This window comes from Allobacillus saliphilus (assembly GCF_018138385.1).
Taxonomy (GTDB): domain Bacteria; phylum Bacillota; class Bacilli; order Bacillales; family Alkalibacillaceae; genus Allobacillus; species Allobacillus saliphilus.
On the sequence record NZ_JAGSIE010000020.1, the window covers coordinates 39,987 to 54,403 of the forward strand.

The following is a 14,417-nucleotide window of genomic DNA, read 5'->3' on the forward strand; positions in this document are numbered from 1 at the left end:
ACTATTGAATTTCTTCAACGATGACCGGTTTATTTTTTTGTAAGTCGATTAACTTTAGAAGAGCGTTTCTTTTTACGTAAACTGATTTATACAACTGCTTTTCATCATTTGTGAAAATAATGACTCTCTTACCAGGATGGTCAATGATGACATGCAATGTATAGGAATCGATATCAATCTCCTTCAATAACCGGTCCATTTCTATAAATTCCTCAAGATTACTAGGCTCAGAAGCTTCGGTGAGCTCTACTTCGGTTGCCGGTTGAAAATCTGATTGATCGACAGACTCTTGAGTACCGTTTTGATTCGGTTGGGACTCGTTAGATTCGTTAGACGCACTCTTTTCCTGCTCTGCTTCAGTCTCTTTATCTTTTGCAGTAACTTCGGAGTCTGTTGGTTGATCATCACTACAGGCTACCAACGCAATAATCATGGTCAGTAGCAAAACGATTAGCTTCTGATTCATCTTTTCTCTCCTTTACTGTCTATGGCTGTAAATTAATCATAAATGTGTTATTGTCTTGTTTACCCGAATATAGCCCTCGTATCACCATTGTAAAGAAATTTTAATTTAATAGAGCGAAGGGGATGTCGGTAATGTTGCGATGGACATTGATTTATGGTACAATATCTGATTGGAAGGAAGATATTTATTTTTATAAACATATACTTCATATGCTTATGAAAGACATCTTTCCATTAAAAAATTATCATTGCAAGGTGGTTTTGACATGGAAAAAGAAGCATATCGTGTTTTGCTTTACTACAAGTATGTAACAATTGAAAATCCAGAGGAATACGTTGATGAACATTTGACGTTCTGTAAGGATTTAGGGTTAAAAGGAAGAATTTTAATTGCGGAGGAAGGTATTAACGGTACCGTTTCCGGTACAGTTGAACAAACGCAAAAGTATATGGATACGATGCATGCCGACCCGCGATTCAAAGATATGGTTTTTAAAATTGATGAATCTGATGGGCATGCATTCAAAAAGATGCATGTAAGACATCGCGACGAGCTCGTAACACTTCGACTTGGTGAAGAAGACACTGACCCAACCGAAGAAACAGCTGAATTTCTAGAACCAAAGGAATTTTACGAAGAGTTACAACGAGATGATGTCGTTGTCTTAGACGCAAGAAATGATTATGAATATGATCTCGGACACTTCCGTGGAGCAATACGCCCGGATATTCGCTCGTTCCGTGAATTGCCTGAATGGGTCCGCGAAAATAAAGATAAGCTTGAAGGAAAACGTGTACTGACTTATTGTACAGGCGGTATTCGTTGTGAAAAATTCACTGGATGGCTGAAAAAGGAAGGCATTGATGATGTTGGTCAATTACACGGTGGAATTGTCACTTATGGACAAGACCCTGAGGTAAAGGGAGAGCTGTGGGATGGCCAATGTTACGTATTTGATGAGCGAATCAGTGTGCCGATTAACCAAGTGAAACATGTCGTGGTCGGTCGTGATTATTTCACTGGAGAGCCATGTGAACGCTATGTAAACTGTGCCAATCCTGAATGTAATGAACAAATCATTATGTCTGAAGAAAGTGAACATTTCTATATGAGAAGCTGTTCACATGAATGCCGTGTGCATCCAAGGAACCGTTACGCCATTGAGCATAAAATGACGGACGAAGAAATTGATGAAAAGCTTCAAGCAATAGAAGAACAAAAACATGCAAAGAAACAAGCCCAATAGTATTTATATAGCAACCGAATCACCAATAGGTGGTTCGGTTTTTTGAATATGAGGGAAGGGAATTAAGTAGTAGTACCTAAAATTTAATTGAGGATAGAATTCCATTTAGAGAAAGGAGTATGTAACTATGAAAACGCTTGTCGTTGGAGCGAATGGGCAGATTGGTAGGCATGTAACGCAATTGCTCAAAGAAGCAGGGAACCATGAAGCTGTTGCGATGATTCGAAGCGAAGAGCAAAAAGACTATTTTGAGTCAAAAGGTATACAAACGACCGTAGCAGACCTACTCGATTCAGTAGAGTCATTGAAACAAACTGTTGAAGGATTTGATGCAATCATTTTCACAGCCGGTTCGGGACCAAAAACAGGAGCAGATATGACATTAAGAGTCGATTTGGATGGCGCGACTAAAATGATTAAGGCAGCGGAAGTTGCGGGCGTTAACAGATTTTTAATGGTCAGTGCTTTTCAAGCAAATAATCGAGAAAATTGGAATGAAAAAATCGCTCATTACTATGTAGCAAAGCATTTTGCTGACGAAGAGCTAAAACGAAGTAAGTTGGCTTATACAATCGTAAAGCCTGGAGGACTTATTAATGATCCAGGTACGGCTAAAATTAAGATAGGTAGTAAGGATATCATTGAACGAGGTACGGTGTCCCGTGAAGATGTCGCACGCGTGCTTGTAGCTTGTTTGGATAAGAAGTCGACTGAATATAAAAGTTTTGATTTAATATCTGGTGATCAAGGAGTCGAGGATGCTCTCGATCAGTTGTAAAGAAGTGATGATTGTGACTTAGATAAAAGTGTCAATCCTCAATTAGTCAAGTCAACTCGTTCTGGGTTATAGATTAAGAGAGATTCCACAATAAACGCAATTGTCTTCAATGTAATGCGGAATAGTTCATCTAGTAATTAACACTGAAGGAAAGCAAATTAATGTTGAAGGACCACGATTTAATGTTGAAGAATTGCAAATTAATGTTGAAGAACCGCAGATTAATGTTGAAGAACTTCAAATTAATGTTGAAGGAGCACCGATTAATGTTGAAGAGCCGCAAATTAATGTTGAAGAAATATACAATAACACTGAAGAAGTGCGAATTAATACTGAACGTTGAATACTAACCTATCCGGGCCGTTTGAATAACGCGAACTGAATAACCACCTCATTCAAACAAAATGCTAATTTTAGGGAGTTGGAACCATGACTGTGAAAAGCGAAGTGTTTTAACGAAGCGAAAAATAACACCCGTACGATAAACTCTAATCATCGTACGGGTGTTTTGCAATCTCACTATCGAAAAAATCTACTCGTGATTATGGTGCTCTTCAGCTTCCATACCAATCGCTCTTGTTTCATGAACGGTACCGTGTGGATGTTCTGGCGGTGCATAAATGGAATATAGTTTTAAGGGCTTGTCCCCTTTGTTGGTGACATTATGCCACTTGCCTGCAGGTACAAGAACGACATCATCATGTCCTACTTTTTTCTCAAAATCTAGATTGTCTTTGCTGTCACCCATTTGGCAAAGGCCTTCGCCTTCTTCGATGCGTAAGAATTGGTCGATGTGATTGTGGACTTCCAATCCGATGTCCTCACCGACAGCGATACTCATTAACGTTACCTGTAGATTTTTCCCTGTCCAAAGCGCTGTCCGATAGTTCTCGTTTTGTTTCGTGGCTTCCTCAATATCTGTCACGAATGGGTTTGCTCCATAATCTTTTAACTCCATATAAATCCTCCTTATTTATAATGATTATAATTAAAACCTAACTATAATTAATGTACATTAATTATTGAAAAGATACAATTTATTTGGACTCTTTTTGGCCCAATGCCGTCAAAAAATAAGCCGTAGGTAATAAAAATCCGAGCGAGGCTTGAATTAATGAAAAGAAGCGACTAATCCCAACAGGTACATAATCGCCATACCCGACTGATAGCATGGTAACACCACTATAATATAGTGTATTCCAGAAAGTCGTTTCAACTGGTTCATTCGTCGAATTTTTCATTAATGATGTACCCTGTAGACCGATAGCATAATAAAGAAGTGCAAATGCTACAGTGATAATAGATAATACGAAAAATAGTTTAATGAACAATGCTAAATGAAAATAACTTTTTTTATACGATTTATTGGTGAAAAAGTAAAACAGATTAACAACTATTACTAATAATGCGATTACGATGAGGATTGTCGTCATGGTCGGCCACCCCCTAAGTAAATAGTTCACTAAAAGATGGATTGTTAAACCACAAAAACAACCCTTGACCAGAGTGGTCTATATATGGTAACTTTGATAGACCGTAGTGGTCGAATTAGAAAACATCTCAACTTGGAGGGTTAAACTTGCACGAAAAATTTGAGCAATTAGATTCAGATAAAAAATCAAAAATTATAAAAGCGGCTTTAGAAGAATTTAGCGCCTATGATTTTCAGCATGCCTCGACCAACCGGATTGTTAAAAAAGCGGGAATTGGAAAAGGTATGCTGTTTTATTATTTTAATAGCAAAAAAGACTTATACACTTACTTAATGCACTATTGTTTAGATCGAATTTATTCACAAATGGTTATCGAACTGGAAACAGCCATCCAGGAAGCGAAGGGTGACTTCATTGAACGATATTATGTCACCGCGCGTCTAAAAAGTGAATATATGGGTGAAGAGCCGCATGTATTTAATTTCATGAGTACGCTTATTTTACAAGATTTCGCCGAACTGCCGAATGACATTCAGAAGAAGATTAATCTATTACGACAGCAAGCCTATGACCTTTTATATAAAGATATTGATCTTTCATTATTCAAAGATGATATAAATCCAGAAAAAGCATTGAACCTAGTTCGATGGTCACTTGATGGATACCAACAAGAGCTTGAACAAAAATTGAAAGGTAAACAGATTCATTCGATGAACTTGAAAGAATATTGGGATGAGTTTTATGAGTATTTGAATTTGCTGAAAAAAGTATATTACCAATAAGGGGGTTACGAGGATGGAAAATGTAGTAGATATTAAGCGTTTAACGAAGAGATTCGGAGATTTTACTGCACTGAATCAAGTGAATTTTTCCGTTAAAAAAGGAGAGGTTTTTGGCTTTATCGGTCCGAATGGAGCGGGGAAATCGACGACGATTCGTATTTTACTGGGAATTTTAAAAGCAACTGAAGGTCAAGCTACGATTTTCGGAAAGGATGTTTGGAGCGATTCGATGAAGATTCACCGCCGAATTGCTTATGTGCCAGGTGATGTCAATTTATGGCCCAATTTAACCGGAGGAGAAGTCATCGATTTGTTTACTAAGCTGCGTGGCGGACGTCAGACGAAACAGCGTGAAGAATTACTGGAACGCTATAAACTTGATCCAACTAAAAAATGTCGTACTTACTCAAAGGGAAACCGACAAAAAGTCGCCCTCGTTTCAGCGTTGTTGTCTGAAGCAGATTTGTATATTTTTGATGAACCGACATCAGGATTGGATCCATTAATGGAGCAGACTTTTCAAGAAGATGTGCGGAATTTACGACAAGAAGGAAAGAGCGTATTATTGTCCAGTCATATTTTATCTGAAGTCGAAAAGCTTTGCGATCGAGTTGGGATTATACGAGATGGAACAATTATTGAACAAGGTAGTTTAGAAGAATTGCGTCACTTAACACGTCACCAAGTTTTGCTAGAAACGACTTCGAATCTTGAGGGCTTGAGCGATGTCGATGGTGTACATGACGTGAATCAAGACGGGAATACGTATCGTTTTCAAGTAAATGCTGAGCAGATGGACCAAGTAATTAAGTTTGCGAGCCAATATCCGATTCAAAAGTTTGAAAGCGCGCCGCCTACTTTGGAAGACCTGTTTATGCGTCATTATGAAGGAACTGATGAGGTGGTTGAATGAGTGAGTTATTCACACGTTCTTTTCAATTGTTTAAATTAACGATTCGACGTGATCGTTTACGTGCTTCCATCTGGATTTTTGCGTTAACATTTTTCACATTGATCATCCCGAGTTCCTTTCAAAGTCTCTATCCTGATCAACAGGACCGTGATGCAATGGCTGTGACAATGGAAAATCCTGCGATGGTTGCGATGGTCGGCAGAGGGGATTTGGACAATTATACCATTGGTGCTATGTCTGCACATCAAATGGTATTGATTACTGCAGTGTTTGTAGGGATTATGAGTATTCTGCTGTTTGTACGACATACTCGTACGGATGAAGAGGAAGGTCGGGTTGAGTTGATTCGTGCCTTGCCGGTAGGACGGTTAGCAACAATCCATGCAGCGACGATGTACGTTGTGCTTGTAAATGTCGTTCTTGCTGCACTAGTTGCAATTGGTTTCATGGTACAGCCGATTGAAAGTATTGGGATAGAAGGGTCACTTCTTTATGGAGCCACACTCGGGGGAACGGGCATCTGTTTTGTGGCTGTTGCGAGTTTATTTACTCAGCTATCTGATAGTTCTCGCGGAGCTACTGGTTGGTCGATTGGTCTTTTACTATTTTTCTACGTTCTCCGTGCAATCGGTGATATCGGGAATGAAACATTGTCGTTACTTTCCCCGCTCGGTTGGACAACACAAACAATGATTTTTACGGAAAATCATTGGTGGCCCATCTTATTAATGGGGGCATTTTCCTTTGTAATCCTATTGCTTGCTTACCGGTTGAATGCAAAAAGGGATTTAGAGGCAGGGTTATTTCCTTCTAAACCTGGGAATGCCCATGCAGCTAACAATCTGCTGAGTCCTTTTGGTTTAGCATTCCGCTTGCAACGAACAGCTTTTATTTCCTGGGCTGTTGGTATGCTCTTATTAGGAATCTCATATGGATCTGTGTTAGGTGACTTGGATTCATTTTTCCAAGGAAATGAAATGATAGAAAAAATTCTTGTTCAAGAAAAAGGATATTCGATTGCAGACCAGTTTATTTCGATTATCATGACAGTTATGGCAATGATTGCTACGATTCCTGCACTGATCTCAATGAACAAATTATACAGTGAAGAAAAGAAATCTAGGTTAGAATTGCTTTATGCAAAGCCTGTCTCCCGAAAAACAATGATGGCCAGTTACTTATCGGTCGCAGTCATCAATGCGTTCGTGTCTGTTGTTCTTTCAGGAATTGGCTTATGGGCAGCAGGTTCAATGGTTATGGATAATCCTGTTTCATTAGGAACGATAATCGGTGCATCAATCGCATATATTCCTGCCATGTTCGTCATGATTGGCTTATCCGCCTTATTAATTGGTTTGAAGCCGAATGTGCTATCCCTTACGTGGGTTTACTTAGTCTATTCATTCATCGTCGTTTATATGGGGAATCTATTTCAATTAGATGAATGGTTTAGTAACGTAACGCCATTCGGACATGTCTCACAACTTCCTGTTGACGAGTTTGAAGTCATACCGTTTTTGGGATTATCAGGGGTAGTCGTTATCTTTGTTATCGCCGGACTTAGCTTTTATTCCAAACGAGATATTCAAGGCTAATTCTAATGATAGCTGGACGGTGAGATTGATTCTTATCGAAAATGGGTAAAATATTTATGTATCTTATTTTCGATAAAGGAGAGATTACATGTCTGGTATGGAAAAACAAAATGGAAAAATGACACCTCCAGCTCAGAAACAATCTCGTCAACCGGGCTTTGAAAGTGAAATGACCCCAGAGCCTGAATACATTCGTGAAGGCTATAAAGGTAGCGATAAACTGAAAGATAAGGTAGCTATTGTAACTGGAGGAGATAGCGGAATCGGTAGAGCTGTCAGTCTCCACTTTGCCATTGAAGGTGCAAAGGTCGTTGTCGTATATTACGACGAAGATGAAGATGCGCACAAAACAAAGGAATTGATAGAGAAAGATGGCGGCGAATGCTTACTGATTGCTGGGGATATCGGAAAAGAAAAATTCTCCAAGCAAATTGTCGATGAGACGCTTAATCAGTTTGGGAAAATCGATATCCTCGTCAACAATGCTGGTGAACAGCATGTTCAAGAAGACTTCATGGATATAACAAGTGACCAACTAAAGCGCACGTTCGAAACGAATTTCTTTGGAATGATCTATTTAACGCAAGCTGTCATGCCACACTTGAAAGAAGGGAGCAGTATCATTAATACGTCTTCCATCACAGCGTATGAAGGGAATCCGATGTTAATTGATTACTCAGCTACTAAAGGAGCGATTACCTCCTTTACCCGCTCCCTTTCTCAAAATATTGTCGGAAAAGGCATTCGGGTGAACGGGGTCGCACCAGGACCTATTTGGACACCATTAATCCCAGCATCATTTTCTGAAAAACACGTTGACAACTTCGGTGGAAGCCAACCGATGAAGCGGCCAGGCCAACCGTCTGAACTGGCACCAGCTTATGTTTATCTAGCAAGTGATGATTCCTCGTATGTCTCCGGTCAGATGATACACGTAAATGGTGGTGCTATCTTGAACGGGTAGTTATTCGGGAAGAAGAATCCGATTGATGTGTCGGGTTCTTTTTTTTAATCTGCTATCTTGTATTGCAATATACCGAAAGATATACTATCATGTATTACAAGATAGATAAAAAAGGATTTGATACTTGTGTCCATGCGAAGTCAGTTATTAAAAGGAGTTTTAGAAGGTTGTCTGTTAGCCGTTATTTCCAATGAAACGGTCTACGGATATGAACTTTCGAAAAAACTGCAAGATCAAGGTTTGGAGGTTAGTGAAGGATCCATTTATCCAATTCTTTTGAGATTACAAAAAGATGATCTGATTTTTGGCAAGATGGAGAAATCACCGAGCGGACCGAACCGAAAATATTATTACATCACTGACAAAGGTCGAGAAGCACTAGTAGAGTTTCTATACAACTGGGAAGCCATTAAAAAGCCAGTCGATCAATTAATGGGGAGGAAAAAGGGATGAATTCTCAAGAATTAATTAAACTGAATAACGAAAAACGAGAAATGTTGAATGAAGAAAACGAAAAATATTATGAAGACATGCTGGTCTACCTTCGTTTATCATTTCTAAAATCGGAACAGGAAACTGAGGAGTTATTAAATGAGCTTCTTGATCATTTGTTGGAAGCTCAAGAAGAAGGCAAAGAATTCACTGAGGTGTTCGGTGACAATCCGAAACAGTATGCGAATGAGTTGCTTGGAGAAATACCGAAATCAATGACAAAAGAACGGTTCAATCTATTTTTGCTAGGAAGTTTTTCATTTTTTGCGTCCGTGCTCATATTTAACGGATTAATTGATACGATTATGTATTATATTTTTGGTAAAGGAAGCCCGATGGATGAAATCTTTCTTGGCACGGCCATCGTCAAATCCACACTCTCCTTGTTCATAGCATTCTTCTTTTTATTTGTCATTACTGAATATTTAAAGTGGTCAACATTTAAGGACCTCAATAAGTACTTGGATTTCTTTTATTTATGGTTAATTAGCGTTTTTAGTATTGGAGTTTTCTTTATACCAATTTACTTTATGCCTAATTTTGGTGAATCATTTGAAGTTCCGGTTTATAGTTATTTAATTTTAGGACTCATGTTAGGACTTATCGTCTATAGCATATTTAAATTTAATGGAAAAAGTAAAAAAGCGTAGCGAGACTCACATTATGGGTAGGGTAGGAATCTGATAAAGTATAGTAGAGGCGCTATAAATACTTGAACGAGTAGAAAAATATGTCGCAAAGTCGAATAGAAGCGCTCTATCCTCCCGAGTGAGCATAAAAAGAGATCGCAAAGTCGAATAGAAGTGTTCTATCCTCCCGAGGGATCCTAAAAAGAGATCGCAAAGTTGAATAGAAGCGCTCTATCCTCCCGAGGGATTATAAAAAGAGATCGCAAAGTCGAATAGAAGCGCTCTATTCTCCCGAGTGATCATAAAAAGAGATTGAAAAGTCGAATAGAAGTGTTCTATCCTCCCGAGTGATCCTAAAAAGAGATCGCAAAGTTGAATAGAAGCGCTCTATCCTCCCGAGTGATTATAAAAAGAAGCTGGAAAGTCTTATAGGGCATCCTATACCCTCGAGCGGGGGAGAAAAGTCGCTCTGGCTAAGAATGCATATCAAAAAAAGCACCAGCCGGTCAGCTGGTGCTTCATACATTAATTTTCCCCTTTGTTTGAAGGGACTCTTTTCACTTTTAATGGGTTCCTTTTTACAAGGCCTTCTTCTTCTACACGCAAAGATTGTGCTGGAACAGCGACCTTGATGTTTTCTTTGCTGAGGATTTCAAGGATTTTGAAGTTGATTTCTTCTTGAATAGATAAGAAATCTCCCCAGTCAGTCGTTTTCGTAAAGAAGTACAACATAACATTTAAACTATCGGTTTCGTACCGAGTAAAATTCACAAAAATTGTTTCTGGATGAATATCTGGGTGGTTCTCTACATAGCTGCGAATTTGTTTGATCGAATGTTCAAGTTTTTCTTTCGGTGTGTGGGAGCTGATTTTCAGATCATAACTAATTTGTCGTTTGCCCATCTTACTCCAGTTCGTAATCGGTTCATTCGAGAGAGTTGCGTTTGGTATGATGACGACTGAGTCGGCAAAAGTACGTATAGCCGTGCTTCGAAATGTAATATCTTCAACGGTCCCTTCGACACTCGGCGTCATAATCCAATCTCCTAGTGTAAAAGGTTTTTCCGTAATGATGACAACCCCACCGAATAAGTTTTTAATGACTTCTTGAGCCGCAAGCGCAAAGGCTAAACCACCGAGACCTAACCCAGCGACGAATCCATTGACATCGTACCCAAACACTTGTGCAATAATCGAGATACTAATCGCAACGATGACGAAACGGAGTACTTTCGTCAGGAAGGGAACGAGAATTTCATCGATTTTGTTATCTGAATACTCGTTGATTTTTTTAAATACCTCAGATGTTCCCGATGATAAGTTCCATAATCCCCACGTGATTAGAACGATAATTGATGCACTGATTAATCGTTTAAATACATAATGTGTTTCATCGAAATAAGGGAAATATTCTAATGCCACATAAGTTCCGATGATGACAATGAGCCAACGCATCGGTTTCTCAAAGGCATACAATATATTGTTAAATAGCGATGTAGGACTTTGATTCGCTATTTTTAGTATAAGTTTGAATATATATTTGGTAAAAATCTTCCGAAACAAAGAAAATACTATAAAAATTCCGATCGTGATTGCGATAGACTTTAGCACATCGAAATCATCCAATTGCTTTAAAAATGACCAATCAATCAAGGTGAAGTCTCCTTTTCAATCAAAATTCATATTATTAGTTTGTTCGATACATAGGTATACGTCAAACGTTTTTCCGAAGATCACGGTATAAAAATGCCTCAAAAGCCAATCGGCTCTCGAGGCACCCGTTCAGTCTTACTAGAAACCTTGCATTTGGAACATTTGAAGTTCTTCTGGAGTAATGATTTCTTCTTCTTCAGGATTGATCGAAAATTCGACATCTCCATTAATGTTTTTGTATGTTGTATCAAGCGTTAACCCAATACGCATGTCTTCACCGTTTTCACTTACTTCTACATCAGCAACGAATGTTTGATTTTTGATTAAATCGTCGTCGATTGTCAATTGAAGTTCAGATTTGTGAATGGTCGTTTGCTCTGCAGCTTCTTCTAGATCAGCTCTCATTTGTTCGATTTCTTCTCCGCTCAGTGCATCACCAGACAATTCACCACTTTTTTCAATTAAGCTAATTAAGTCTTCTTTTGTTAATTGAATCGTGTATACATCGTCATCTTTTGAAAAATCATCTTCATTCTTTTCATTGATGATATCCGTAATGATTTTTTGTGCTTGTGCCGACAATTCTTCTGGATCCAATTGTTCTTCAGTACCTTGTGCTTGTTCTAGTTCAGCTAAATCAACTTCTAGTAATTTTCCATTCAACTCCTGTGGTAATGGAAACATCATGCCAAAGTTTTCAACTAAGCTGTCCGTACGGATGTAAATTTTCTCACTTTCTAAATCTTGTAAGAAAGGTACACTCAAGTTGATCGACATTGGCGCCATTTGGCCACTTAAGTTAAATGTCACTTGTTGCTTTCCAGCCTCTTTATCATAGATACTATCGAAGCTAATTTCCATATCATTGATCATCTGTAAGTATGGATCAACAGTTGGGTCGCTAAAGTTTCCTTCCAAATTAATGTCTACATTACTGACCGATTCAAAGCTAGTCGCCTCAACTGTATTTTTAAATGCTTCAACGACTTGTTCTTTCTCACTTTTATCGTCACCACCATTACATGCAGCTAAAAACAAGACTGACAGTAATAGCAAAGCTCCTACAATTCTTTTCATGAAAATTGACCCCCTTAATATTCCTATATAAATATAGTAGCATATTTTTCTGCAAAAAACTTTTGAATGTAAATAAATTATTTTGCAACACCGAAATTATAAACTACGGTTATATTTGTATGCGAACAGCAAAGGGGGTATGCCTGTCACGGACCACTATTCTTCATCCGATAATATATTTAAACCTTGCTATTCCGTATCACCAACGTCAATCTTCATTTTTGTTTGAACATGTTCATCTTTCGCATCAACGCGTGCTTGTACATAATAGAGACCATCTCGATCAAAATGAAATCCAGCGGTATAAATACCCTCTCCCTGATGTTCGCCTTTCACGACTTCACGGTCACCTTCACCATCCGCCATCCATATTTCGAACATCATTTGTTCTGTTTCTTTTAATGGCTTACCTTCATAATAGATTTGGGATTTTAAGTTATGTTGGCCAACATTCATTTCGTTGTCCATTTGAATCTCAATAATCACTTTATTCATTGGTGTAATTTCATCTTCACTAGCAACTTGGTCATCTCCACATGCGGTAAATAACAAAAGAGAGGCAATCCAGAAAACTACCTGTAAAATTTTATTCATCGATCTTCAACCTCCTATCTGGAGATTTACCCTAAACGTCAGAACCCAACCATTAATACAAAGAATTTTGCATTTCGTTTGTTTTTAGATAAGATTAATAATTAGAAGGCATTTAAGGCATTCGAGGAGGAATCGATCTGGTGAAAGACCATGAACATATGGATGGCCGAAAAAAGTCTGGGAAAATGCGAAGGATAGATAACCCTTGGTTGGATTTTTTGTTTAATTTTGCCGATATCTTTCTTTATCTACCACGTTTGGTTAGTTCGTTTTTTCGTAATTTTTGGTGAGCAAGTTACCGTGTTGAAGAAAGTAAAAAAGGAGAGAGGAACTATTGAAACACTTTGAAGAACTATTAGAAAAAGATGCGCTTGGACAAAAAGAGCTTCTGGATGCAAACGAAATTACCGCAGCAGAATTAACCGACTTTTACATACAACAAATACAAACTTACAACCCGACGTTGAATGCGGTCGTCCATGAAATGTTTGATGAAGCGAAAGAACAAGTTAAACATGTTGATCTAGCTGCAAGCCCTGTTGCCGGATTGCCTTTTTTAATTAAAGATTTGAATGCGGTTAAAAATCAGCCGTTAACAAGTGGCTCGAAGCTTCATGAAGATGTGATCGCACCAGAGAATGATGAGCTCGTGGATCGTTATGAGAAAGCGGGGCTTGTGTTTTTAGGAAAAACGAATACACCGGAATTTGGATTTTTGCCAACGACGGAGCCGACTTTATTTGGACCGACGAAGAATCCGTGGGCGTTAGATCGATCACCAGGTGGTTCCAGTGGTGGCACGTCAGCTGCAGTAGCGGCTGGACTCGTTCCTTTTGCACATGGAAATGATGGAGGAGGGTCATTGCGGATTCCAGCTTCTGCAACCGGCTTATTTGGATTCAAACCGAGCCGAGGTAGACTGCCATACCCACCATACATTAACCATTTTCCGATCAACCATGCGATTACCCGTTCGGTTCGTGATAGTGCAGCTTTATTGGATGTTTTAAATGGTGGTGTGCCGCGATCTTTGTATCCTTCTTTCAAGAAGCGCACAGATTTTGCGGAAAAATCACAGCATTCTCCGGGCAGGCTTAAAATTGCCGTCACTTATGATGCAGGTGGAAAAGTAGAGCTTGATGCTGAGACAAGAAAGAATCTCGACCAATCCGTTCAATTAATGAAAGACTTGGGCCATGAAGTTGTCGAAGCAACACCGGCTTACGACTATGAAGGAGTAGCCCATGCATTCATTAATATTTGGTTGTCGACAGGTTCAGTCATGATTAAACATATGGGACAAATGGTTGGTAAAGAAGTCACGCGTGACAATGTCGAACCGCTTTCCTATGAAATTATGAAGTACGGCCAAAATATTTCGGCGGCTGAATATGAAGAAGCGCGGGTGTTTGCTGCGATTGAATCCGAAAAGATTATGTCTTTTTTCCAGGAATATGATGTTTGGATGACACCGACGATGAATCAGCTTCCGAAGAAAACAGGTGAAGAGAAAGACGTGACAGAAGCATATGGACCGATGCTCGAGAACATGTTGAACTACAATCCGTTCATGCCACTTGCTAATGCTACTGGACAACCAGCGATGAGTGTTCCGACACATTGGACAGAGGAAGGAATACCAGTAGGAACACACTTCTTTGGACGCTTAGGAGAAGATGAATTATTATTCCAGCTGGCGCATCAAATTGAAAAAGAACAACCGTGGTTCCATAAATACAAAGAAATTAAACTATAAGTTAACTCTACCTCTTGCTTGAACAGACTGTTCGGGCGA

16 protein-coding genes are annotated in these 14,417 nt (G+C 38.9%); 10 read left to right on the top strand and 6 right to left on the bottom strand.

Annotated features, from left to right (window positions below):
* Nucleotide 1 precedes the first annotated feature (1 nt).
* Nucleotides 2-466 (bottom strand): hypothetical protein, encoded by a 465-nt coding sequence (locus KC820_RS07305; protein ID WP_212369805.1) that lies wholly within the window; start codon nucleotides 464-466, stop codon nucleotides 2-4.
* A gap of 265 nt (nucleotides 467-731) precedes the next feature.
* On the opposite strand from KC820_RS07305, the gene trhO reads away from it, so the two are divergent.
* The 3 genes from trhO to KC820_RS07320 all read left to right on the top strand — a co-directional run bounded on the left by trhO (nucleotide 732) and on the right by KC820_RS07320 (nucleotide 2,833).
* Nucleotides 732-1,712: an oxygen-dependent tRNA uridine(34) hydroxylase TrhO gene (gene trhO, locus KC820_RS07310; protein ID WP_212369808.1), complete on the top strand. Its 981-nt coding sequence runs from the start codon at nucleotides 732-734 to the stop codon at nucleotides 1,710-1,712.
* A gap of 127 nt (nucleotides 1,713-1,839) precedes the next feature.
* Entirely contained in the window at nucleotides 1,840-2,490 is a 651-nt protein-coding gene (locus tag KC820_RS07315) for an SDR family oxidoreductase (RefSeq protein WP_212369811.1), read from the top strand.
* Between the two features lie 193 nt (nucleotides 2,491-2,683).
* Nucleotides 2,684-2,833 carry a hypothetical protein gene (locus tag KC820_RS07320; RefSeq protein ID WP_212369814.1) on the top strand — a complete coding sequence of 50 codons (150 nt, stop codon included), beginning with the start codon at nucleotides 2,684-2,686 and terminating at the stop codon, nucleotides 2,831-2,833.
* Nucleotides 2,834-3,022: 189 nt separating this feature from the next.
* On the opposite strand, the gene KC820_RS07325 is transcribed toward KC820_RS07320, so the two are convergent.
* Nucleotides 3,023-3,448, bottom strand: a complete 426-nt coding sequence (locus KC820_RS07325) for a cupin domain-containing protein (RefSeq protein WP_212369816.1) — start codon at nucleotides 3,446-3,448, stop codon at nucleotides 3,023-3,025.
* A 79-nt stretch (nucleotides 3,449-3,527) separates the two neighbouring features.
* Entirely contained in the window at nucleotides 3,528-3,923 is a 396-nt protein-coding gene (locus tag KC820_RS07330) for an ion channel (protein ID WP_212369819.1), read from the bottom strand.
* 146 nt (nucleotides 3,924-4,069) lie between these two features.
* Between KC820_RS07330 and KC820_RS07335 the strand changes: the two genes are divergently transcribed.
* The 6 genes from KC820_RS07335 to KC820_RS07360 all read left to right on the top strand — a co-directional run bounded on the left by KC820_RS07335 (nucleotide 4,070) and on the right by KC820_RS07360 (nucleotide 9,319).
* Nucleotides 4,070-4,705: a TetR/AcrR family transcriptional regulator gene (locus KC820_RS07335; protein ID WP_212369822.1), complete on the top strand. Its 636-nt coding sequence runs from the start codon at nucleotides 4,070-4,072 to the stop codon at nucleotides 4,703-4,705.
* A 13-nt stretch (nucleotides 4,706-4,718) separates the two neighbouring features.
* Nucleotides 4,719-5,618, top strand: a complete 900-nt coding sequence (locus KC820_RS07340; RefSeq protein ID WP_212369824.1) for an ABC transporter ATP-binding protein — start codon at nucleotides 4,719-4,721, stop codon at nucleotides 5,616-5,618.
* Nucleotides 5,615-7,213 carry an ABC transporter permease gene (locus tag KC820_RS07345; RefSeq protein WP_212369827.1) on the top strand — a complete coding sequence of 533 codons (1,599 nt, stop codon included), beginning with the start codon at nucleotides 5,615-5,617 and terminating at the stop codon, nucleotides 7,211-7,213. The genes KC820_RS07340 and KC820_RS07345 overlap by 4 nt, the downstream gene beginning before the upstream one ends.
* An 88-nt stretch (nucleotides 7,214-7,301) precedes the next feature.
* Nucleotides 7,302-8,177, top strand: a complete 876-nt coding sequence (locus KC820_RS07350) for an SDR family oxidoreductase (RefSeq protein WP_236782564.1) — start codon at nucleotides 7,302-7,304, stop codon at nucleotides 8,175-8,177.
* A gap of 126 nt (nucleotides 8,178-8,303) precedes the next feature.
* Nucleotides 8,304-8,630, top strand: a complete 327-nt coding sequence (locus tag KC820_RS07355) for a PadR family transcriptional regulator (RefSeq protein WP_144088918.1) — start codon at nucleotides 8,304-8,306, stop codon at nucleotides 8,628-8,630.
* Nucleotides 8,627-9,319: a DUF1129 family protein gene (locus tag KC820_RS07360; protein ID WP_144088919.1), complete on the top strand. Its 693-nt coding sequence runs from the start codon at nucleotides 8,627-8,629 to the stop codon at nucleotides 9,317-9,319. Before KC820_RS07355 ends, KC820_RS07360 begins: the two co-directional genes overlap by 4 nt.
* A gap of 504 nt (nucleotides 9,320-9,823) precedes the next feature.
* Here the strand turns inward: KC820_RS07360 and KC820_RS07365 are convergent.
* The 3 genes from KC820_RS07365 to KC820_RS07375 form a co-directional block, all read right to left on the bottom strand.
* Nucleotides 9,824-10,753: a mechanosensitive ion channel family protein gene (locus KC820_RS07365; RefSeq protein WP_236782565.1), complete on the bottom strand. Its 930-nt coding sequence runs from the start codon at nucleotides 10,751-10,753 to the stop codon at nucleotides 9,824-9,826.
* A 336-nt stretch (nucleotides 10,754-11,089) separates the two neighbouring features.
* Entirely contained in the window at nucleotides 11,090-12,028 is a 939-nt protein-coding gene (locus KC820_RS07370) for a hypothetical protein (protein ID WP_212369830.1), read from the bottom strand.
* Between the two features lie 189 nt (nucleotides 12,029-12,217).
* Nucleotides 12,218-12,622, bottom strand: a complete 405-nt coding sequence (locus tag KC820_RS07375) for a FixH family protein (protein ID WP_212369833.1) — start codon at nucleotides 12,620-12,622, stop codon at nucleotides 12,218-12,220.
* A 334-nt stretch (nucleotides 12,623-12,956) separates the two neighbouring features.
* On the opposite strand from KC820_RS07375, the gene KC820_RS07380 reads away from it, so the two are divergent.
* A complete protein-coding gene (locus KC820_RS07380; RefSeq protein ID WP_212369836.1) occupies nucleotides 12,957-14,378 on the top strand; it encodes an amidase in 1,422 nt (473 codons plus the stop codon).
* Nucleotides 14,379-14,417: the final 39 nt, after the last annotated feature.